At 64.9% G+C, this 18,702-nt stretch carries 17 protein-coding genes and 1 tRNA gene; 13 read left to right on the forward strand and 5 right to left on the reverse strand.

Annotated elements, in window-relative coordinates:
• Nucleotides 1-104: 104 nt before the first annotated feature.
• Entirely contained in the window at nt 105-1,208 is a 1,104-nt protein-coding gene (rsgA, locus tag KA712_16190; protein MCG5054505.1) for a ribosome small subunit-dependent GTPase A, read from the forward strand.
• Nucleotides 1,209-1,341: 133 nt separating this feature from the next.
• Nucleotides 1,342-1,821: a GNAT family N-acetyltransferase gene (locus KA712_16195; GenBank protein MCG5054506.1), complete on the forward strand. Its 480-nt coding sequence runs from the start codon at nt 1,342-1,344 to the stop codon at nt 1,819-1,821.
• Between the two features lie 253 nt (nt 1,822-2,074).
• Here KA712_16195 and KA712_16200 read toward each other — a convergent pair whose 3' ends face one another.
• Entirely contained in the window at nt 2,075-2,530 is a 456-nt protein-coding gene (locus KA712_16200; protein MCG5054507.1) for a DUF4440 domain-containing protein, read from the reverse strand.
• A gap of 534 nt (nt 2,531-3,064) precedes the next feature.
• Between KA712_16200 and KA712_16205 the strand changes: the two genes are divergently transcribed.
• From KA712_16205 to KA712_16230, 6 genes are all read left to right on the forward strand, one after another.
• Nucleotides 3,065-5,107: a VIT and VWA domain-containing protein gene (locus KA712_16205; protein ID MCG5054508.1), complete on the forward strand. Its 2,043-nt coding sequence runs from the start codon at nt 3,065-3,067 to the stop codon at nt 5,105-5,107.
• Nucleotides 5,104-5,892 carry an exosortase K gene (gene xrtK / locus KA712_16210; GenBank protein ID MCG5054509.1) on the forward strand — a complete coding sequence of 263 codons (789 nt, stop codon included), beginning with the start codon at nt 5,104-5,106 and terminating at the stop codon, nt 5,890-5,892. Before KA712_16205 ends, xrtK begins: the two co-directional genes overlap by 4 nt.
• A gap of 6 nt (nt 5,893-5,898) precedes the next feature.
• Entirely contained in the window at nt 5,899-6,591 is a 693-nt protein-coding gene (gene creB, locus KA712_16215) for a two-component system response regulator CreB (GenBank protein MCG5054510.1), read from the forward strand.
• A complete protein-coding gene (creC, locus tag KA712_16220; protein MCG5054511.1) occupies nt 6,588-8,054 on the forward strand; it encodes a two-component system sensor histidine kinase CreC in 1,467 nt (488 codons plus the stop codon). The genes creB and creC overlap by 4 nt, the downstream gene beginning before the upstream one ends.
• A gap of 60 nt (nt 8,055-8,114) precedes the next feature.
• On the forward strand, nt 8,115-8,696 hold the full coding sequence (locus KA712_16225; GenBank protein ID MCG5054512.1) for a methylglyoxal synthase: 582 nt from the start codon (nt 8,115-8,117) through the stop codon (nt 8,694-8,696).
• An 85-nt stretch (nt 8,697-8,781) separates the two neighbouring features.
• Nucleotides 8,782-9,288 carry a hypothetical protein gene (locus tag KA712_16230; GenBank protein MCG5054513.1) on the forward strand — a complete coding sequence of 169 codons (507 nt, stop codon included), beginning with the start codon at nt 8,782-8,784 and terminating at the stop codon, nt 9,286-9,288.
• 62 nt (nt 9,289-9,350) lie between these two features.
• Here the strand turns inward: KA712_16230 and KA712_16235 are convergent, their stop codons facing one another.
• The 3 genes from KA712_16235 to KA712_16245 all read right to left on the reverse strand — a co-directional run bounded on the left by KA712_16235 (nt 9,351) and on the right by KA712_16245 (nt 13,202).
• On the reverse strand, nt 9,351-11,819 hold the full coding sequence (locus tag KA712_16235; protein ID MCG5054514.1) for a tetratricopeptide repeat protein: 2,469 nt from the start codon (nt 11,817-11,819) through the stop codon (nt 9,351-9,353).
• A gap of 10 nt (nt 11,820-11,829) precedes the next feature.
• Nucleotides 11,830-11,910, reverse strand: a tRNA-Leu gene (locus tag KA712_16240).
• 53 nt (nt 11,911-11,963) lie between these two features.
• Complete coding sequence (locus KA712_16245) at nt 11,964-13,202, reverse strand: hypothetical protein (GenBank protein MCG5054515.1); 1,239 nt, start codon at nt 13,200-13,202, stop codon at nt 11,964-11,966.
• Nucleotides 13,203-13,314: 112 nt separating this feature from the next.
• On the opposite strand from KA712_16245, the gene KA712_16250 reads away from it, so the two are divergent.
• Complete coding sequence (locus tag KA712_16250; protein MCG5054516.1) at nt 13,315-14,169, forward strand: hypothetical protein; 855 nt, start codon at nt 13,315-13,317, stop codon at nt 14,167-14,169.
• A 3-nt stretch (nt 14,170-14,172) separates the two neighbouring features.
• On the opposite strand, the gene KA712_16255 is transcribed toward KA712_16250, so the two are convergent.
• Nucleotides 14,173-15,216 carry a response regulator gene (locus KA712_16255; protein ID MCG5054517.1) on the reverse strand — a complete coding sequence of 348 codons (1,044 nt, stop codon included), beginning with the start codon at nt 15,214-15,216 and terminating at the stop codon, nt 14,173-14,175.
• A gap of 129 nt (nt 15,217-15,345) precedes the next feature.
• Between KA712_16255 and KA712_16260 the strand changes: the two genes are divergently transcribed.
• The 4 genes from KA712_16260 (at nt 15,346) to KA712_16275 (ending at nt 18,694) form a co-directional block, all read left to right on the forward strand.
• Entirely contained in the window at nt 15,346-15,657 is a 312-nt protein-coding gene (locus tag KA712_16260; GenBank protein MCG5054518.1) for an Hpt domain-containing protein, read from the forward strand.
• 174 nt (nt 15,658-15,831) lie between these two features.
• Nucleotides 15,832-16,989, forward strand: coding sequence for a hypothetical protein (locus tag KA712_16265; protein ID MCG5054519.1), 1,158 nt, complete (start codon nt 15,832-15,834; stop codon nt 16,987-16,989).
• A 50-nt stretch (nt 16,990-17,039) separates the two neighbouring features.
• A complete protein-coding gene (locus KA712_16270; GenBank protein MCG5054520.1) occupies nt 17,040-17,495 on the forward strand; it encodes a chemotaxis protein CheX in 456 nt (151 codons plus the stop codon).
• Between the two features lie 11 nt (nt 17,496-17,506).
• On the forward strand, nt 17,507-18,694 hold the full coding sequence (locus KA712_16275) for a response regulator (GenBank protein ID MCG5054521.1): 1,188 nt from the start codon (nt 17,507-17,509) through the stop codon (nt 18,692-18,694).
• Nucleotides 18,695-18,702 lie beyond the last annotated feature (8 nt).

An 18,702-nucleotide genomic window follows, 5' to 3' on the forward strand; every position in this document is an offset into this window, starting at 1 on the left:
GTAATCCGGGCCCTTGCGGCCTCGGCTGCGGAGTGACTCCGCTCGCCACCAGGCTGCCCTCGCGGCGGCCAAACGAGAACGTTTTTCACGAGTACGTGCCCGCGGTGTCGGCGCACGTGACCTTCCAGGGCTTTCCAGTGAATCACTATGGACATCTCGAACCGTTCGGGTTCGACAACTTCTTCTCTGCTCAGTTCGCATCGATCTCCGCTCCTTCGCTTTGCCCGGCCCGGGTTGCCTCGGATGGCAAGGAGACCTTTGAACTGTTGGGTGTGCCCGTGCACACGAGCACGCTTTCGGGGCGGCTCCGCTTCCAGGCGGCGGACGGCGAACGGCCCGTCGTGGGGGATTGGGTTGCGGTCGCGGTAGCGGGCGATCACGCGTTGATTCATCACGTGTTGCCTCGGCGCACCGAGATCGTTCGGCGCGCGGCGGGCAGCCAAGGGCGGCGGCACATCGTGGCCGCCAACGTCGATCACCTCTTCTTCGTGACCTCGGCCACGGGCGACTTCAACGTGCGGCGGATCGAGCGGTATCTCATGTTGGCGTTTGCAAGCCGGGCGCGGCCGGTGTTGGTGCTCAACAAGGCAGACTTGGTAACCGATCCGCAGCCGCTCGTGACGAGCTTGCAGGCCGTGGCTCCGGGGGTCGACGTGCACGCCGTCAGCGCACACGCGGGGCGGGGATTGGGGGCACTTCAGGCCTACCTTGGTTGCGGGCAAACTGTGGCGATGCTGGGCTCTTCGGGGGTGGGCAAGTCGTCTCTCATCAACAGCTTGCTCGGCGAAAGGTGGATGCCCGAGGCGCAGGTGCGTGAGGGCGACGGTAAGGGCCGGCATACCACCACCCACCGGCAGCTCGTGCTCCGGCAGCAGGGCGGCTTGCTGCTCGACAATCCCGGACTGCGTGAGGTGGGGTTGGTGAGGGGGCAGGGCGTTCTGGACGACGTCTTCGTCGATGTGGCCCGGGAGGCCCTCCGCTGCCGCTTTCGTGATTGCCGGCATAGGGGCGAGCCCGGATGTGCCGTGGAGCAGGCGGTCGAAGAGGGGCGGTTGGACCCGGGCCGCTTCGAGAGTCATCGCCGGCTCGAAGACGAGATCGCCAGCGCGACACGTCGGCAAACGGGGGCGCCGGCGAAGCGGCGCTGGAAGTCCGCGCACAAGGCCATGCGGGCGTTCTCGAAGCTGAATCCCAAGCGCGAGAGCTGAAACGGGAAGAGGCGGCGCCCGACTCTGAGCCGAGGCCTCAGGGCCGCGCGCCGCCCATTTTTCCGCCAGGTCTCTGCGATCGCGGATCGAGACGGAAGGAAGGTACCGCCGTCGTGGTAGCCTGCGCTACGGCATGGAGATCATCGAAGCAAACCTCGATCACCCTGAACACGCGGCGGCCATCGTGGCGATGACGGATGTTTACGCCCGGGATGGCATGGGCAGCGGTGCGCCTCTTGCGGCCGACGTGCGCGCGCGGCTCGTACCGGGGCTGCGCGCGCACCCCACAACGCTGGTGTTCCTTGCCTACGATAATGGTCAGCCCATCGGTATCGCCACCTGCTTTCGGGGCTTCTCCACCTTTGCGGCACGCACGCTCATCAACATCCACGACCTGGCGGTGGTCCCCGGGTACAGGGGGCATGGGGTGGGTAAAGCGCTTCTTGCGGCCGTCGCGACGAAGGCCCGCGCCCTCGGCTGCGTCAAGCTGACCCTCGAGGTGCAAGAGAACAACCGCCGGGCGCGCAGGGTCTACGAGGGCGCAGGCTTCGCGCAGGCGGTCTGCGGCGACGAAAACGGCGGCTCGCTGTTCTATACGAAACCGCTGGATTGATCTGCAGGTCCGCCGGAAGGGCCGGGGCGAGAGGGCTTGCAGGGGCGTGAAGGGGCTCCCCTGAGTGGGGAGCCCGTCCGCTCAGGGCACCGTCGAGCAGTTGATCTCGCAGGCGTAGAGCCCGTAGCAAGCATACGTCGTGGGATTGGTCTTCGTGCAGCCTGTTGCCCACGAAGAGCCGTCGTTGGACAACAAGCAAACAGCGGGTCGTAAGGCTCGATCTGCTGTTACCCTTACACGCCCGACAGTCCTGCTAGGGCCTGTCGATGGCGATGAGCCATTGACCCTGCGGGTTTCGCCGTAGCACCACGGAGCTTCGCCCCGACTTATTCACTGGCGTTCCATCAGGCGCCGTTCCCGACAGGGTCCAATCATTCGCGGCAAGGGCTAGGTCACCCGATTCTTGGACCTGGGTGCTCACGAGTTCGAAAATTGGCTTTATCGCAAAAAGCTCTCCAAAGGCAGCACGAAGGCCCTGGTGCCCTTTCACCGTAACAACCGGCTCTGGGCTGAAAACGGCATCGGGCTCGTACAGAGCCACGAGGTTATCAAGGTCACAAGCGCGTACATATTGAGTGAACTTGCGAAGCGTGCTTTCAGGCGTTTCCAAACTTCTCGAAATACCGGTTGTGTCTGCGTCAATCATTGCATTCCCTTCGAAAGTACATTCGTTCTTCTGGTTGAACGGAAAGCCTGAGTGTCTTTCCACTTCTCGATCATGAGCGATCCTTCCTCACGATGTCTCCATTGGTGTGGTTTTCATTCTTCAATCACGCCTCGCGCTCTTTATAGAGCTGAGTCGTATCTCCCTTTGCAGAGGTTTTCGCCGAGTCTGCAGTCGAGGCGGTACCCTAGGGACAACTGCTTTGGAAGAAAGTTCCCAGGAAGCAGCCGTCAAGGCCGATAAAGGCGAGAAAAAGGAGCTGCGGTTACACGAGGATCGACATGCAGGAAAAGCCAGCGGCCAGAACAATCAACATCTATACCGGACAGCTTTGACGCGAATTGACGTGGCGCCTAAGTTTCCTGTGCGCCACGAGGCTGCGCTTGCAACATGCCACGACCGTCACCGATGAGGCCGACCGTGGTGCGATAGCCGGGCCAACTGCGCCCGGCAAAGGCAGGCCCGCGGAGCGGCCGCATGGAAATTTCATGAACTTCACATGCGGCCTTCGCATGGGCTTCATCTGCCGGGCCTACGGTGGGGGTGTTCCCGCAGGTTGGGAACGAAAAGGAGCCTTCCATGCCTTACGTGCCCCGAGACTTTCCAACGCCGTCTCCGCGAATATCCCCGCACTTCCTTGCATCGGCCGCATGTGCCGCATGTGTCCTCCTGGCGCTGCTGAGCGTGCCGGGCCTCGCCCAGGCGGCGCGCGCCGGGGGAGACCAAGCCTCCCGAACGCTGTCACCTTATGTTTTCCTCGAGGGAGCCCTGCCCGAGGATGTCGAAAACTTTCCGCTCGAGGCCACCCGCGTGCAGGCCAACATCTCCGGCGTCATTGCCGAGGTGACGGTCAGCCAGGTGTACCAAAACCGGGGCGCGCACCCGCTCCACGCGCGGTACGTTTTCCCGGGGTCCACCCGGGCCGCGGTCTCCGGTATGCGCTTTCAGATCGGCGATCGCATGGTCACGGCGCGCATCAAAGAGCGCAGTCAGGCGGCAACCGAGTTCGCGGAAGCCAAGGCCGCGGGCAAAAGTGCTTCGCTGCTCGATCAAGAGCGGCCGAATGTGTTCACGATGTCGCTGGCCAACATCATGCCGGGCGATCGGGTCGAGGTCGAGCTGCGCTACAGCGAGCTGTTGGTACCCGAAGAGGGCACCTACCAGTTCGTGTACCCCACCGTGGTGGGGCCGCGCTATGCCGGCAGCCAGGCGTCCCAGGCTGACAGCAGCTGGGTGAAAAGTCCCTATCTTCCCGCCGGGGCGCCGTCGGCCGCGTTGGTCGACATTCAGGTCAACGTGTCCACCGGCATGCCGCTGGCCGCGCTTCGCTCGCCTTCCCATCAACCCGAGATCGCGTGGGATGATCCGTCGCTTGCGCGGGTGTCCTTGCGGGGCGACGCGGGCAACCGCGATTTCATCCTGGACTACCGGCTGGCGGCGGGTGCGGTGGAGGGGGGCTTGCTGCTCTACCAGGGGCAAACGGAGAACTTCTTTCTGTTGACCGTACAGCCTCCGGCCCGCGTGCTGGCGTCAGACATCCCTCCGCGCGAGTACATCTTCGTGCTGGATGTTTCGGGATCCATGGCGGGGTTTCCCCTCGATACGGCGAAGACCCTGATGAAGCGCCTTCTCGCGGGGCTCGGGCCCAAGGATTCCTTCAATGTGATTTTGTTCGCGGGGGGATCCCACGTGCTTGCTCCGCAATCCTTGCCGGCCACGTCGCAGAACGTCTCCAGCGCCCTGGCAACGTTGGACCGCGAGCAGGGTGGGGGGGGCACCGAGCTCGAGGCGGCTTTGCGCACGGCTTTGAAGCTGCCCCGCGGGGCAGAGGTCTCGCGCTCGGTCGTGGTCGTGACGGATGGATACATCGAGGCGGAGCGCAGCGCTTTTGCCCTGATCGCAGAGAATCTGCACGAGACGAATGTGTTCACCTTTGGCATTGGGTCGAGCGTGAACCGCTATTTGATCGAGGGGCTGGCGCGCGCCGGACAGGGTGAGGCGTTCGTGGTCACTGGCCCTGGCGAGGCGGCTGCGGCAGCGGACAGGTTGCGCCGCTACATTGCCACGCCCGTTTTGACGGGGATTCAGATTCGCTACGAGGGCTTCGAGGTCTACGATGTCGAGCCGCAGGTGCAGCCCGATCTCTTCGCCGAGCGTCCGCTCGTGGTCTTCGGGAAATGGCGGGGCGACCGCAAGGGGCGGATCCAGGTGGTGGGGCGCACGGGAAGCGCGACCTTCGACAAGTCGTTCCCCGTCGAGGCGAGTCCGCCGCGTCCGGAACACGGGGCTCTGCCTTTGCTCTGGGCGCGCACGCGCATCGCACGGCTTTCGGACCTCAATTTTCAGGGCGAAGGGGAAAGCAGCGTTCAAGAGGTGACGCGGCTTGGATTGGCCTATTCTCTCTTGACGCCTTACACGTCGTTCATCGCCGTCCTGGAAGCGATACGCAACCCGGGGCTTCCCGCTCGCTCCGTCGACCAGCCTTTGCCGATGCCGGCGGGCGTGTCGGATCTCGCCGTGGGGGGCGGCTACGGTTCGGGGGCAGAGCCGGGCTTGGGGCTGCTGTTGCTCGGCGCCGGTGTGTTGGCCTTTGTCACCCTTCGCCGGCGGAGCGTGGCGTGACGATCGCCGCGGCCGAGGGGGGCTCCCTGTCCGCGGTCCCCTTTCGTGGGGGGGGCGGGGACAGGGTCGGGGCGGCCTGGGCGCGCCATGGGGCGCAGCTGCTCGCGCTGGTCATCGCGTACGCGCTCAAGGCCTTCTACAGCCGCGCCGGTGCCGACGAGCTTCTGTTCGTTTTGGCACCGTCGAGCTGGCTGGCCCGCACGCTCGGCGGGGTCGAACTGGTTCATGAAAGCGGTGCGGGCTTCATTAGCCACGCCGATCGCCTGGTGGTGGGGCCCGCCTGTGCGGGGTTGAACTTTTTCATCATCTGCTTCGTCGTTTTGTCGCTGTCGTTTTCGGCGGCGTTTGCAAGACGCGCAGACGATCGGCGCGCGTGGGGGCGACGCGCGCTGCTCTGGGTGGGGATCAGCTTGGGGATCTCCTTCGCGGCCACGGTGTTCACCAATGGCGTCCGGATCAGCCTCGCCGCGCGCCTTTACCAGGCCGAGATCTACGGTGATCTTTTGACCCGCGAACGGGCGCACCGCTTGCTGGGAACGGTGATCTACTATGCCTCCCTCCTTTGCGTCCTGACGCTGGTGGCGCATCGGCTTTCGGCCCGGGTGCCGCGGCTCATGCCCCTGGCCGGGTATGTAGGCATCCTCGTGCTCGCACCGCTCTTGTGCCGGGCGCATCGTAGCCCTGGGTTCTGGGAACACGGCGTGTGGGTGGCGTCGACGGCGGTGGTCTTGACCACCCTTGGCTGGGCGCTTTCGCGTTTGCGGTGGGGCCGTGGCCGCAGGTAAAGTGGCATGGTGAAGCCGCGCGTTTTGGTGGTGGAGGATGAACCCGCGATCAGCGACACCATCCAGTTTGCTCTGGAAAGTGAAGGTTTTTCCGCCACCCGTGTGGCCACGGCCATGGCGGCGTTGCCGATCCTCGAGGCGGGTCCTGTGGATCTGGTGGTGCTGGACATCGGCTTGCCGGACGTCAACGGCCTCGAGTTGTTGAAGATCATCCGCCGCACGCACACCACGCCCATCATCTTGCTGACGGCGCGTACCTCCGAGCTGGATCGGGTGCTGGGCCTGGAGATGGGCGCGGACGACTACGTGGCGAAGCCCTTCAGCCCGCGCGAACTGACGGCGCGGATCAAGGCCGTGTTGCGCCGCACCCGGCAGCCCGCGGCGGTCGCGAAGGCCCAGCCGGCCCCTGCGCCCTTCACGTTGAATGCTTCGAAGCGCCAGATCACGTTTCAGGGCGTTGCGCTCGAGCTGTCCCGTTACGAATTCGAGATCCTGGCACGCTTCATCGAACGGCCGGGGCACGTGTTTTCGCGCGAGCAGTTGATGAGCCTGGTGTGGGAGCAACCCGAGTCCAGCTTGGATCGCACGGTGGATGTGCACATCAAGAACATCCGCGCCAAGCTGCGGGCCGTGCGGCCCGAGGTCGAGGCGATCGTCACCCACCGAGGCACCGGCTACTCCTTGCGGGACGATCTATGAAACTCGGCACGGTCCTGTTTTTTGCCTTCCTGGGCATCTTTGCGCTTTGTTTTTCGTATCCCATCGCGCAGGTGGCGGGACGCGTGCGAACGGCTTACGTCGAAAGCGCGGAGGAGCCTCTGGTGGATACGGCCAACGTGCTGGCCGCGATCGTGGGGCAAAGCCTGGAGCGTCAGGCGCTGCAGCCCGAAGATCTTCAACGGGTGTTCGATGACGTGCGGGAGCGCAGGGTGGCGGCGCAGATTTATCAGATGCGCAAGGAGACGGTGGACCTCAGCATGTACATCACGGACGCCAGGGGCGTGGTGACCTTCCATGCGGACGATCCCGCGGCCGTGGGCCAGGACTACTCCGACTGGCGGGATGTCTACCGCACGTTACAGGGTGGCTATGGGGCGCGCATTCGGCGCGATCCCAATCATCCGACGGCCCCGGCGGCGCTCATGGTGGCAGCGCCGATCCGGGTGCGCGGCCAGCTTGCGGGCGTACTGACGGTGATCAAGCCCACCGACAACATCGCCAGCTTCGTGCGCGCGACACGCCCTCGCATCATCAAGATTGGCCTTTTGGCCTTGCTGGTCGCTGTGGTGTTGGGGCTGGCCGTGTCCTTGTGGGTGACGCAGCAGGTGCGTCGGTTGACCCGCTACGCAAACGACGTGCGGGCGGGCCTTCGTGTGCCGTTTCCGAAGCTCGCGCGGACCGAGCTTTTGACGATGGGGCGCGCCTTCGAGAAGATGCGCGAGGCGCTCGCAGGCCAGGCTTATGTGGAAAACTACATCACGGCGCTGACCCACGAGATCAAGAGCCCGCTTTCGGCCATCCGGGGTGCGGCCGAGATCCTCGAAGGGGAAGACCTGCCACGGCAAACGCGTGCCCGCTTCCTCGACAATATCCAAACCGAAACGCGGCGGATCCAGGAGCTGGTAGACCGCATGTTGCGGTTGACGGAATTGGAGGCGCGCCGGGCGCTCACGACGCGCGAACGCGTGGACCTGGGAGCGCTCGCGCGCACGACGAGCGAGGTGGTGGTGGGGCAGCTCGAGGCCAAGGGGCTCACGCTCGACCTCGAGATCCCTCGAGATGTCTGCGTCCGCGGAGATCCGATGTTGCTTCACCTGGCGCTCTGCAATCTGTTACAGAACGCGGTCGACTTTAGCCCTCGGGGAGGGCGCATCACGCTGTCCCTGTCCTTGTCCCCGTCTGAAGAACAGCGAGAGGGCGCCGTGTTCGTCACCGTGACCGATCAGGGATCTGGCATTCCCAGTTTTGCCCGCGACCGCGTGTTCGAAAAGTTCTTCTCGCTCGAGCGGCCCGACACAGGAAAAAAGAGCACGGGCCTCGGCTTGAACTTCGTGAAGGAGGTGGCGGAACTGCACGGAGGTGACGTGCAGCTCGACAACATCGAGCCCGCCGGCTTGCGCGCTTGCTTGCGCCTGGCCCCCGACCCGGGTGGGTTTGGGTGATGAAATGTCATGAAACTGACCCACGGTTGGGGGATCGGGCTGTTATCGTCCGTGCAAACGATGATTTCATCCCGACCTCTCCTATTTTCGCCCGACGGTCCAGACACGGTGATCCGGGAGCTCCCCGCGCAAAAGAACATCGCGCTGGTGGCCCACGATCACTGCAAAGAGGCGCTGGTCGAATGGGTCAAGAACCATCGCGGCAAGCTGTCGCGCCATCATCTCGTGGCAACCGGCACTACGGGGCGCCTTTTGGCCCATGCCACAGGCCTTCCCGTGGCCACGCTACAAAGCGGGCCTCTCGGCGGCGATCAACAGATCGGCGCCGCCATCACGGAAGAGCGCGTGCATGCGCTGATCTTCTTCTGGGATCCCCTCGCGGCCCAGCCCCACGATCCTGACGTGAAGGCTCTGTTGAGGTTGGCTGTGGTCTACAACATCCCGGTGGCTTCGAACCGTGCCTCGGCAGACTGTCTCGTGACGTCACCGCTCTTCGGCCAGGCCAGCCGAGAGGAATTGCCCAACTACGCACGCACGCGCCGCGCTCTGCTCGGTCACAACGAGCTACCCGCAACCTCCACCGAGCCGAGCGCCCCCAGTGTTCACCACGACGGCCTCGTCCGGTCCACCCCGGTGGCATGATCGAGCCGCCACGGCGGGCGGGCTGCCTTCCTCCTGTTGCACACTTGTCGCTGCCGGCTTCATGCAGGCGGCCTGTAATGGTTCCATGAGCCGACGAAAATACGCCGCGGGATCGTTGAGCAGGGGCGGAGCCGCTTTGCTGCTGATGTTGGCTGCGGCTCCCGCGCAGGGGCAGGGGCCTGTCAACGATTGCGCGGCGGGCGACTTTCTCGATCGTACGGTGGCGAACGCCGAGCGCTCGCTGACCTGGGGGTTCTCCATTCAAACCAACCCCGAGCGCTGCATGAGGGTGATGGTGGGGCAGCAGGTGCGCTGGGTGGGTAGCTTCGGCGCCCACCCTTTGGACGCCGAAGGAGGCGACCTGCCGAACCCGATCGCGCAGCACGATGAGGGGGTCGTCACGTTCTCGACGCCCGGCACGTTCGGGTACGTCTGCGGCTTTCATCCCGTGATGAGAGGCGCGATCCGGGTCGTGGCACCCGTGCCCGCACCGGTTCCTGCCCTCGGACGCTTTGGCGCGGCGGGTTTGGCGCTTGCGGTATGTGGTGTGGTGGCCTGGCAGGCTCGCAAGCGACGTATGCCAGAGACATGAACGCACCGAATGCCCATGGGCAGGGCCTCGGAGAACCTCCGGGCGTTTGCCTTCGAGATCGCTCAGGGCACGCCGGGCAAGAGGCGCACCCGTACGCGAGGCGCCAGCTGGTATCCCTCGCCGTCGCGGCAAATGACGTCTTCCAGGTCGCGCTTGCGCAGTTCGGTCAGCGCCACGTACAGCCGGTTCGAAGCGGCCTCGGGCCGAATCCTCTCACCCGGCCAGCCGGCCTCGACGAGCGCCAGGCGATCGAGACTCCCCGCCCCCACGGCAAGCCGAAAGTTCACGAGGGTCAGGAGCAAGCGGCCGAGCAAGGGGCGTCGCCTGAGGTCGTGCCATACGCCATCGCCCACGCGGTACGCTTCGGCGCCCGGCTGCAGCACGAGAACGGAAGGCGCGAGGTAGCCCTCTGCGATCCGCAAGGCCAAGCGAAGCTCGTCCTGACTCGCAAGGCGGGGCTCGCTGCGCAGGCGTGCGACGGCCTCGCTGAGAACGCGGGGGAAGCCGGCGGGGTCATGCGCTGCCGGGAGCAGGGCGCGGTACACCCACGCGGCGGGTTCGTAGGGACTTCCTTCCAGCACATCCGTGCGCGCCCGTGGGGGCGCAGGAGAGCCGGACAGGGCCGCGCAGGCCTCTTCGGCCATGCGCACGAGCGCAGCCAGGACCTGGTGACCGGCACGCTCCAAGCGGGGAATGGCCTCGGCATAAAGGGGCAGCGCGGCCTTCAGGTGGCCTTGCTCGAAGGCAAGCCCTGCCAGGTCGCCAAGCGCGATGCCCTCGAAGCGCTGGTGACCCGAGGCTTTGTGCAGGGCGAGGGCGTCTTTCAGGCTTCGCCCCGCCTCGATGAAGCGGCCCTCGGCTTGATCGAGAAGGGCCAGATTGGTTCGGGCTTGCCCCTCGCCGATGACGTCCCCCTGTCTCTGCATCGATCCGATGGCGTCCTCGAACAGCCGTCGCGCGTCTTCGTGCAAACCCACTTCCATGAAGAACGATGCGATCTCCGCCTTGACCGTTCCCGAAAGGGCAAAAGACGCGTGCGCGGGTCCGCACCGCCGTGCGCGCTCGTACGCCTGCCGTGCGGCCACGAGATCGCCGCGGCGGCGGGCGATGAGCGCTTCGACCATCGCCGCTTCGGGGAGCTCGGCGGCCGCAGGGCTCGATGCCAGGGCGTCTAGATACGCGTTTTGCCCTTCGTCGAGTCGATCGAAGACCATGAGGTGGCGCGCGCGCAGGATCGCCAAGCGTACGAGCGCGGGCTCTTCTGGGGCTTGGCCGGCAAATGCTTCGAGCACGCGCGCCACGATCTCGTCAGCGGCATCGATGGACCTGCGGAGCACGAAGAGGCGCGCCAAGGCCTGCGCGAACGCGCACGCCGCCTGGCACTGTCCTTTCTCGAGTGCCCAGGCGAGCACCACGTCGAGGTGCGGTTCGACCCGGGGGATCGACTCCAGGGCCTCTGCGTCGTGTTGGTGGTCCCAGTCTGCGCACCACGAGAGCGCCAAACGAGCAAGCGACTCCCTCACGGCAGGCACGAGGGTCGGATCCGCGTGCAGCTTCGCGTAGGAGCGCACGGGATAGAGCATGGAAAACAGACGCTCGCGAGGCGTTGATACAAGGTGAAGCAGCGACGTGTCGAGCGCCTTCGTCAAGAGCTCGGCCACGTCCTTGATCCTTGGCAACGCAGCCTGGAGGGGTGTGAGCACGGCTTCGGCGTGCGCGAGCGAGAACGGACCTTCGAAGACGCTCAACAGGCACAAAGCCGTGCGTTCGTCCTCGTCGAGGCCCGCGAGCGCGGGACCCACGGCCGAGAAGAGGCTTTCGTGGCGCGGGTCGACGTCCCGGGCCACGGAGCGCAGGTCGTGCGGGTGGCTCAATCGTTCCCGAAGCTCGGCCGGGGTTAGCACGCGTGTGCCTTCGGCGGCGATGACGAGCGCCAAGGGCACTCCGTCCAGCAGGCAGGCGAGGGCCTGGAGGTCTTCGGCGTGGCGCGGGTCCAAAGCGTCGGCGTTGACGAGGGTGGCACGCGCGCGCAAGAGCTGAGCGGCCTCACTGAGTTCGGAGGCGCTGCCCTGCGTGTCCAGGGGCGGCATGTCGATGATCGCTTCGGCTTTGAGGTGCAGCCGAACGCGTGAAGCGACGAGCACGCACACGTTTTGGTTGAGGCAGGGCCTCAGGAGCTCGTGGGCCTCGGTTGCGAAGTCGTCGAAGTGATCCAGCAGCAGGACATTGTTCGGTGGCTGTTCACAAGAGGGCAGGGCCGCCGGGAAGCTGGCCAGAGCTTCACGAACGGCGCGCCGGAGTGCTGCAGAGGTGGGGCTGAGGGCGGCATCGAGGCAGACCACACGACGGCCCGCCATGAGGCCTTGCCAGTGGCCGAGGAATTCGCGCAAAAACCGGCTTTTGCCCATGCCCGGGCCGCCGAGAACCGTCACCAGCGCGGCGTCCGTCAGCAGCGCCGCGAGTCTTTCCCACTCGCGCCGGCGCCCGACGAAGGGGCCGTCACAGGGAGCGGCGATGGGGTCTTCCGTCATGGGCGGCCAGTGCCGGGGGCGGGACTCGAACCCGCAAGCCTTTCGACAAGGGATTTTAAGTCCCCCGCGTATACCATTTCGCCACCCCGGCCAGGCGGCGGATTCTACGGGTTCCGAGCCTGGTTGTCTCGGATTGAAACGCCTTCAGGCGCTCAGGCGAACCAGCACCTTCTCACGGATCCGGCGGCTCTTCGCCAGCTCGCCGATGCGGCTCACATCGCTCTCGGAAAGCCGCGTCCCCTCGGCCATGATCGTGGCCCCGTCGGTGCCCAGGAGGGGCTCTTCCAAGACCATGCCCACCTTCAGCTGCCCGCAATTGACGGCCGCATCGCCTACCCCCTCGGGAGGCGGAGGCGTTTCGATCTCGTCCACGGCCCCCAACATCCGGGGGTCATAGCGGCCCTCGTCCTTCCGGAGGTCTTCCATGATCTCCGCGTGGGTCATCCCGCGCCCCTGCAAGGCCTCGTAGTCCACGGCCAGCTTCAACGCGCGGGCCCCCGCCGCAATGCGCTCGGCGGTGTGTTTGGCCCCGGGAGCGCCCCTGCCGTCGAAGCGCAGCGGGAACTGTTCCAGGATCGCCATCACCTCTTCCCCCCCTGGGAGCCGCTTGACGATTTCATGGGTCGTCGCAGGCGCGGCTTCCACCGCAAGCTTTTCATGGGGCCCGAGCACCTGGTTGCGGTCTAGTTTTTCTCTGACCCCGGGCCCGAGCGAAGCGCGTCCCAGCTCGCGCGAGAGCGCCGCCACCTCGCCGGGCCAGGTGGGGAACGACTGCACCGCTTTGAGGATCTCCTGTACGTGGCGCGCTTGCTTCATGCACCGCCGCGCCATGATGGGATCCATGTGCAACATCAGCCGCACCAGCGCCCAGGCCGCGCCGAAAGCGGCTTCGGGAAGAGGCACCATGCGGCTGTCACGCGGGGGCGGTGGGGGCGGTGGGATGTCCTCGACGGCCGCCGTGGTTTGTGTACGCGCCACTTTGGGCGGGGCTTTGGCGGGCAAGGTGGGGGGGCCCGATTCGGCCGCCACCAGCACGGTGGTCACCAAGTCGCTTGCTGACGTGCTGGCATCCAGGCATGCGAACACGCCCGATGCCGTCTCGAGCGAGGCGTCGCTTACGCCCAACAGGAGGATGGGCACCGCAGCCGCAGCGCCGTGCAGCTTTGCCACGAAGTCAGGTGTGGCCACCGAGCCCATGGCCAAACAGACCGCCAGCCCGCCGCGTGCCATGCGCGCAAGGCCGTCGTCCGGGGTGGCGGCCACCTCGACAGCGGTGGCCGCCCGGAGTTGTTGGGCTGCCTGCACCAAAAGGCGGGTCTCCGCACACACGCACAGGACGACCGGTTTGCCACTTTCGTCCTTCATGACAAAAGAGTTCGTCATGGTTCCCCAAGGCCTTTAGCCCACCGCCCCCCCGCTTCGGTCAGGCCGAGATCTTGGTCGATGACGCAGTGTGGATAATGTCCGTCCCGGTGTTCCGCCGATGATGTGTGTCATGGAAGCAAGGGCGCGGAGCGAGGCCGGCAAGGTACCCGTTTATCTCGGCGACTACCTGATTGAACTCGGCTTCATCACCGCTTCCCAGCTCCGCGAGGCCCTTGCCCTTCAACAGGCGGAGAACCTTCGCCTGGGCGAGTGCGCGGTGTCGCTTGGATTCATGGCGCCGCAGGCCGTTCAACAAGTGACCCTCGCCCAGCGCTCCCAGGATAGCCCGTTTGGTGAAGTGGCCGTGAAGTTGGGGCACCTGACGGCCAAGCAAGTCGCGCGCGCTCTCGATCACCAACGAACGACCCACGTCCGGCTTGGCGAGGCGCTGGTGCGGGTCGGCGCGATCACGCCAAACCTCCTCGCAAGCGTCGTGGCCGATTTCGAAAGTTCCTCCATGCCAAACAGCGCTCCCCCCGTCGTTGGTAGTCTCGCCGTGGCCACAGAAGAGCTCGTCACGTGTGTACAGCGCATGCTCATGCGCGTCGGCCAGATTCGAACGAAGCTGGTGCCCTGGGAGCCGTTGGATCCGGGGCCTTGCCCGCCCTACATCACCACGGGGATCGAATTTACGGGACAGGAGCGCTTGGGATTGTGGTTGTCGCTACCGCCCAGCCTGAGCATTCAGCTGGCGAATGCGTTGCTCCCCGACTTCGGTCCTCCGGAACTCATCGCCCACGACGCGCTCGACGAGCTCGTGAACATGGTGTGCGCGTATGCCGTCAATGCGCTCAAGTCGCGCGGTATCGATGTGCGCAACAGCCCTCCGCGGCGGGCGGTTCCTCTGTTCTCTGGGGCGGCGGGCTTCCTGGTGGTACTGCCGGTTCCCAACGAGCCTCCCGTTGAGGTGCGGGTGATGCGCTAGGGTCTAAACGGCGCTGGCATGCTTTGGCGTCTTGCCAAGCTGCCGCGACAAGCTCTCGACGCGCGCCGAGATGCGGGGCGCGAGGCCGTCAACGGGAATCTCCTCGTGTGGGAGCGACAGATCGACCACGGTTTGGGGCATGTGGGGGGCGACGCAGGTCGACCGCGCCTGGATCAAGACTGAGCCGCCGGCATCGCGAATGGCCACTGTGCCGAGCCCCCCGTCGCGTCCCAGGCCCGTAAGAACCACGGCCAAGGTGAAGCGACCACTACAGGCCGCGAGACTTCTGAAGAGAGGATCTGCCGCCGGCCGCACGTAGTTCTCCGGGGCTGTGCTCAGGAGGCGGATACCCAGGGGGGTGCGGTCCAACACCATGTGGTGGTCGCCGGGGGCCACGATGATCTGGTTTCCGGAAGGTACGAGGCCCGTGCGCCCCAACGACACGGGGACAGAGCATTGGTCACTGAGCCGCTTGACGAGGTCTTCCAGCATCCAGGCGGGCCCGTGTTGGACCACGAAGGCACACACGTTATCGCCCAGGGACAATCGAGGAAGAAGCAAGCCCAGAACCGCGGGACCTCCCGTGCTGCCTGCGATTCCGAGCGAAACGAACGGCACGTGCCGAACGACCGTTGGCGCCGGCGCGTGCGTTGATGTGGGAGTTGGTTGGAGCCGCCGCGCGATGGCGCCACGAACGGCCTCTACCACGGCTTTGGGTGCGGCGGGTTTGCCCAGAAAGTCGTCTGCCCCCGAACCCAGCGCGTGGGAGCGGGCTTCGGGACTGGCCAGCGCCGTGAGCATGATGAGGGCCGGGTGTTCCGGAACCTCTGCACGGACTCTCCGGCAAAGCTCGATGCCGTCCATCTTCGGCATCATCCAGTCGGTCACGAGCACGTCGAAGGACCGGCGGGCCAGAGTGGCCAGGGCCGCCTCTCCGTCTTCAACCCGGACGACCTCCATCCCGGCATTGAGCAGGATGATTTCGAGCAACTTGGCGGAAGCCGGATCGTCTTCCGCAAGCAGGACGGAGGCGGATGCAGCAGGCACATCGCTGGTATCGACATGCCTCCCGCCGTGCTTGAGGGCTCTCGTCAAGGCCCGGGTGGGACCTGTCGATGCAGAGACGGGACGGTGTGCGCGATGCAACCTGCGAAGCCTGACGTAAGCTTGGCGTTCTTGACGAGAACCCTGGACGGCGACGAAGACGGCGCCCGTGAAGTCCTCACGTGCTTTCTTGGAAGTGTGCCCACCTACTGGGCCGCCATAGAAGGTGCTTCCGACGTGCAATCGCTTCGTCGCGCGCTGCACACCCTCAAGGGTAGCCTGCTCGCGCTGGGGGCGTTCGAATTAGCGTCCTACGTTGCCTCTTGCGAAGAGGAGGTCCAAAAAGCGCAGGTCCTCCGACAGGAAACACGTGCGGACCTGCGCGCGCGACTGGACCACGCGGTCTGCGAGGCCGCGTCGTCCGTGCAGACGGCCTCCGGCTAGGCCCCGCGGACGCGCGCGGCACCTTTTGTCCCTCGTTGATGTCAAGGCGCCAGGCCCCTCATGCTCACGGACGGGCGCCCTTCGAGGTCTCGAGGACCCTTTCCGCTTGTAAAGTCGCGCGGCCGCCGTTCCGACACTCGTCATATCGCCTCAAGGCGGTGACAGGCCGATCCGATGAACACAAACGTGAGCATCTCGCGAAAACTTGTAGCGGCGGCGGTGGGGGGAGGGGGTGTACCCACGCTGGCGGGGGGCATCGCTTGTGTGCTTGTGGCCAAGGGCCAAGCCAGTGGGACGGCGCAAGCCGGTGCTGCGGCCCTCGTCATTCTGGGAGGGCTCATCGGGGCGGTCGTCCTGGTCTTCGGCGTGGCCTACACGCTTCGCCAAGTGCAGGGGCTTAAAGACGCGGTCCAAGACCTGTCGTCGGCTCCCAAGAACCTGAAGAGGCGCGTCTCCTCCGAGTTCTCGGACGAGGTAGGCACGGCGGTCGAGAGCCTCAACGATTTCATGGGCCAAGTACAGTCGGTGGTGGGCGCGATCGGTACCGGACTTTCCTCCCTCGACGACATCTCGGAACGCATCCGTACTGCCAGTGAAGTCCTGGCCCGGAACGCAGGCTCCGTGTCTGATTCCGCTCAAACGGCGTCGGCCTCGGCCTCCCAGATGCGCGGCAACGTTCAAACAGCCGCCGAGGGCACCTCGCAGCTCGAGGCCAGCATTCGTGAAGTCGCTCGTAGTGCGGCCCGGGCCTCCACCATCGTTCACCACGCCACGGCCGTGACGAAAGAGGCCGCCGCCACGATCTCGAAGCTGGGCAAAAGCGGACAGGAGATCGGTGTCATCATGGCCGCGATCAACGAGATCACGGAACAAACAAACCTTTTGGCTCTCAACGCCACCATCGAGGCGGCGCGTGCGGGTGAGGCGGGCAAAGGCTTCGCCGTGGTGGCATCGGAAGTCAAGGAACTCGCGCGGCAGACCGCCGAATCGACCGAAGACATTGCCCGTCGGGTCGCGTCCATGCAGGACAGCGTGAACGCCGCCGTGTCGGCCATCGAACGCATCGAGCGGGTCATCGGCGAGGTGAGCGACGCCTCGACGTCGATCGCGGCTGCTGTCGAACAGCAGTCTGCAGCCACCGCCGACATCGGTCGCAACGTGTCGCAACTGGCCGATGCCGCCAGCTTGATAGCCAACGAAATCGAAGGATTCGCGTCCGTGGCCGTACAGGTTGCAGACGGTAGCCAGTCGGCCAATGCAGCCGCCCAGTCGCTGGCGTCGATCTCCTCGGACCTCAAAACGGCGGTTTCGACCTTCCAGAAGGCAGCCTGAATGCGCAGCGGAAGTAGCCCCAAGTCGTTCGCGCCGTTCGAGGAAATCCCATGAGCCCACCGCTCAGCGTCTCGTCTCTCGACGAGAGAAAACTCGTGTCGCTGGTCTCAGAGGTCACAAGCTCGATTTGTGGCGTGGCCTTCTCCCTGGCAAGTCACGTCGACCCAGCGCCGTGGCTGATCGCCACGCTGCCGATCTCGGGCGGACGGCCCATCACGGTGGGGCTCGTCAGCGACGAGGCGGGCTGTCGCGCCCTGGCCTCCGGGATGCTGCAGTGCCCACCGGCCACTCTCGACAGGGCCCTCATCGAAGATACCATTCGAGAGATCCTGAACATGGTCGCTGGCCAGGTGAAGACCGCTATGAGTCTCGACCAGGCCCTAGGATTACCGCGCATCATCTCGGCAGACAAGCTCGACGACCGATTGCGTGTGCCCGACAAGCGCGTGGGGATGGCTTCCGGTGCGCTTGCTTTGACTCTCATGATCGCCAGTGGAACGTACTGAAGGAAGAACTCATGCCGTGTATCCTGACCGTTGATGACAGCCGCGCCATCCGCATGATCGTCTCGAGGGTGGTCGCGGAGATGGGCTTCGAGGTCGATGAAGCCGAAGACGGACTGCAGGGGCTAAATCGCCTCGAAGAGATGGAATACGCCATGGTCGTACTGGACGTGACCATGCCGAACCTTGATGGTCCCGGGATGTTGGCAAAAATGCGCGAGCAGGGGAACACGACGCCCGTTCTCATGCTGACCTCGGAATCGAAGAGATCCATCATCGCCGAGGTGATGAAGCTCAAAATCGAGGACTACATCCTCAAGCCGTTCAAGAACGACGAGCTCAAGACCAAAATCATCCGTGTGCTCAAGCAAAAAGATCCTGGGATCTTGTCGCAGCTGACGAGTGCCCAGTCGTCTGCAAGTCACGGCGTGTCGGCTTCGGAGCAGGAGGCGATGGGTGTCTCTTCGACACCCCCCGAGGCAGGGGCGCGGCAGTTCGGTGACATCCTGGTCATCGATGACATGGAGAACGTGCCCAAAAAGCTGAGGACTCTGATTCCTCCCCACTACTCCGTGTCTTCGGCACTCAACGGGCAAGCAGGCCTCAAACTCTGTCGCGAAAAGACGTTTCGCCTCATTCTCGTTGATCGAGAGCTGCCCGACGTCCAAGGTTCAGCCCTGCTCAAGCAGGTGAGGGTGCTCCAGCCTGGTACGGCCTGCTTTGCCATGGCCCTCAAAAGCTCGAACAACCTGGCCCAAGAGGTCAAGGACGAGGGCTTCGACGACCTTTTGCCGAAACCCTTCACGGCCGAGGCCGTTGAAGAAATGCTGGGGAGGTTCTTCGATGGGCAGGATCTGGTCGCGCGTGAAGAAAACGTGCTGACGGTCGCTGGCTTTGCCGGTAAGGAAGACAGGATTGACCGCTACTTCCTGCGGGTGCGGCGCCTGGTCAAGGACTCCATACCCGAAATCGCCGAGGCTTGCTTCGAAACTGTAATTCTGGACACGAACAAGATGCCACAGGACGTAACCCGAGGCATGCAGGTGATTGGAGAACTGATAGAACAATCGAAAAAGGTCGGCCTTTCCGTTTGCATCGTCTGCTCCGCCGAGCTCGCAAAAAGTTTGCGTGCCTTCGAGGAGACAGCGGGGGTCCCCATCTTTCAGACGCTCGCGGAAGCGCGAGCTAGCACGGAGGCCTGACGGTCGCC

It is taken from the genome of Myxococcales bacterium (assembly GCA_022184915.1).
GTDB lineage: Bacteria > Myxococcota_A > Polyangia > Fen-1088 > Fen-1088 > JAGTJU01.

Coding starts and splice junctions, on each gene's coding strand:
- KA712_16230 (MCG5054513.1), top strand. CDS start 8,782: ATGAGCCGACGAAAATACGCCGCGGGATCGTTGAGCAGGGGCGGAGCC.
- KA712_16270 (MCG5054520.1), top strand. CDS start 17,040: ATGAGCCCACCGCTCAGCGTCTCGTCTCTCGACGAGAGAAAACTCGTG.
- creB (MCG5054510.1), top strand. CDS start 5,899: ATGGTGAAGCCGCGCGTTTTGGTGGTGGAGGATGAACCCGCGATCAGC.
- KA712_16195 (MCG5054506.1), top strand. CDS start 1,342: ATGGAGATCATCGAAGCAAACCTCGATCACCCTGAACACGCGGCGGCC.
- KA712_16265 (MCG5054519.1), top strand. CDS start 15,832: ATGAACACAAACGTGAGCATCTCGCGAAAACTTGTAGCGGCGGCGGTG.
- KA712_16225 (MCG5054512.1), top strand. CDS start 8,115: ATGATTTCATCCCGACCTCTCCTATTTTCGCCCGACGGTCCAGACACG.
- KA712_16250 (MCG5054516.1), top strand. CDS start 13,315: ATGGAAGCAAGGGCGCGGAGCGAGGCCGGCAAGGTACCCGTTTATCTC.
- KA712_16245 (MCG5054515.1), bottom strand. CDS start 13,202: ATGACGAACTCTTTTGTCATGAAGGACGAAAGTGGCAAACCGGTCGTC.
- creC (MCG5054511.1), top strand. CDS start 6,588: ATGAAACTCGGCACGGTCCTGTTTTTTGCCTTCCTGGGCATCTTTGCG.
- KA712_16235 (MCG5054514.1), bottom strand. CDS start 11,819: ATGACGGAAGACCCCATCGCCGCTCCCTGTGACGGCCCCTTCGTCGGG.
- KA712_16205 (MCG5054508.1), top strand. CDS start 3,065: ATGCCTTACGTGCCCCGAGACTTTCCAACGCCGTCTCCGCGAATATCC.
- KA712_16275 (MCG5054521.1), top strand. CDS start 17,507: ATGCCGTGTATCCTGACCGTTGATGACAGCCGCGCCATCCGCATGATC.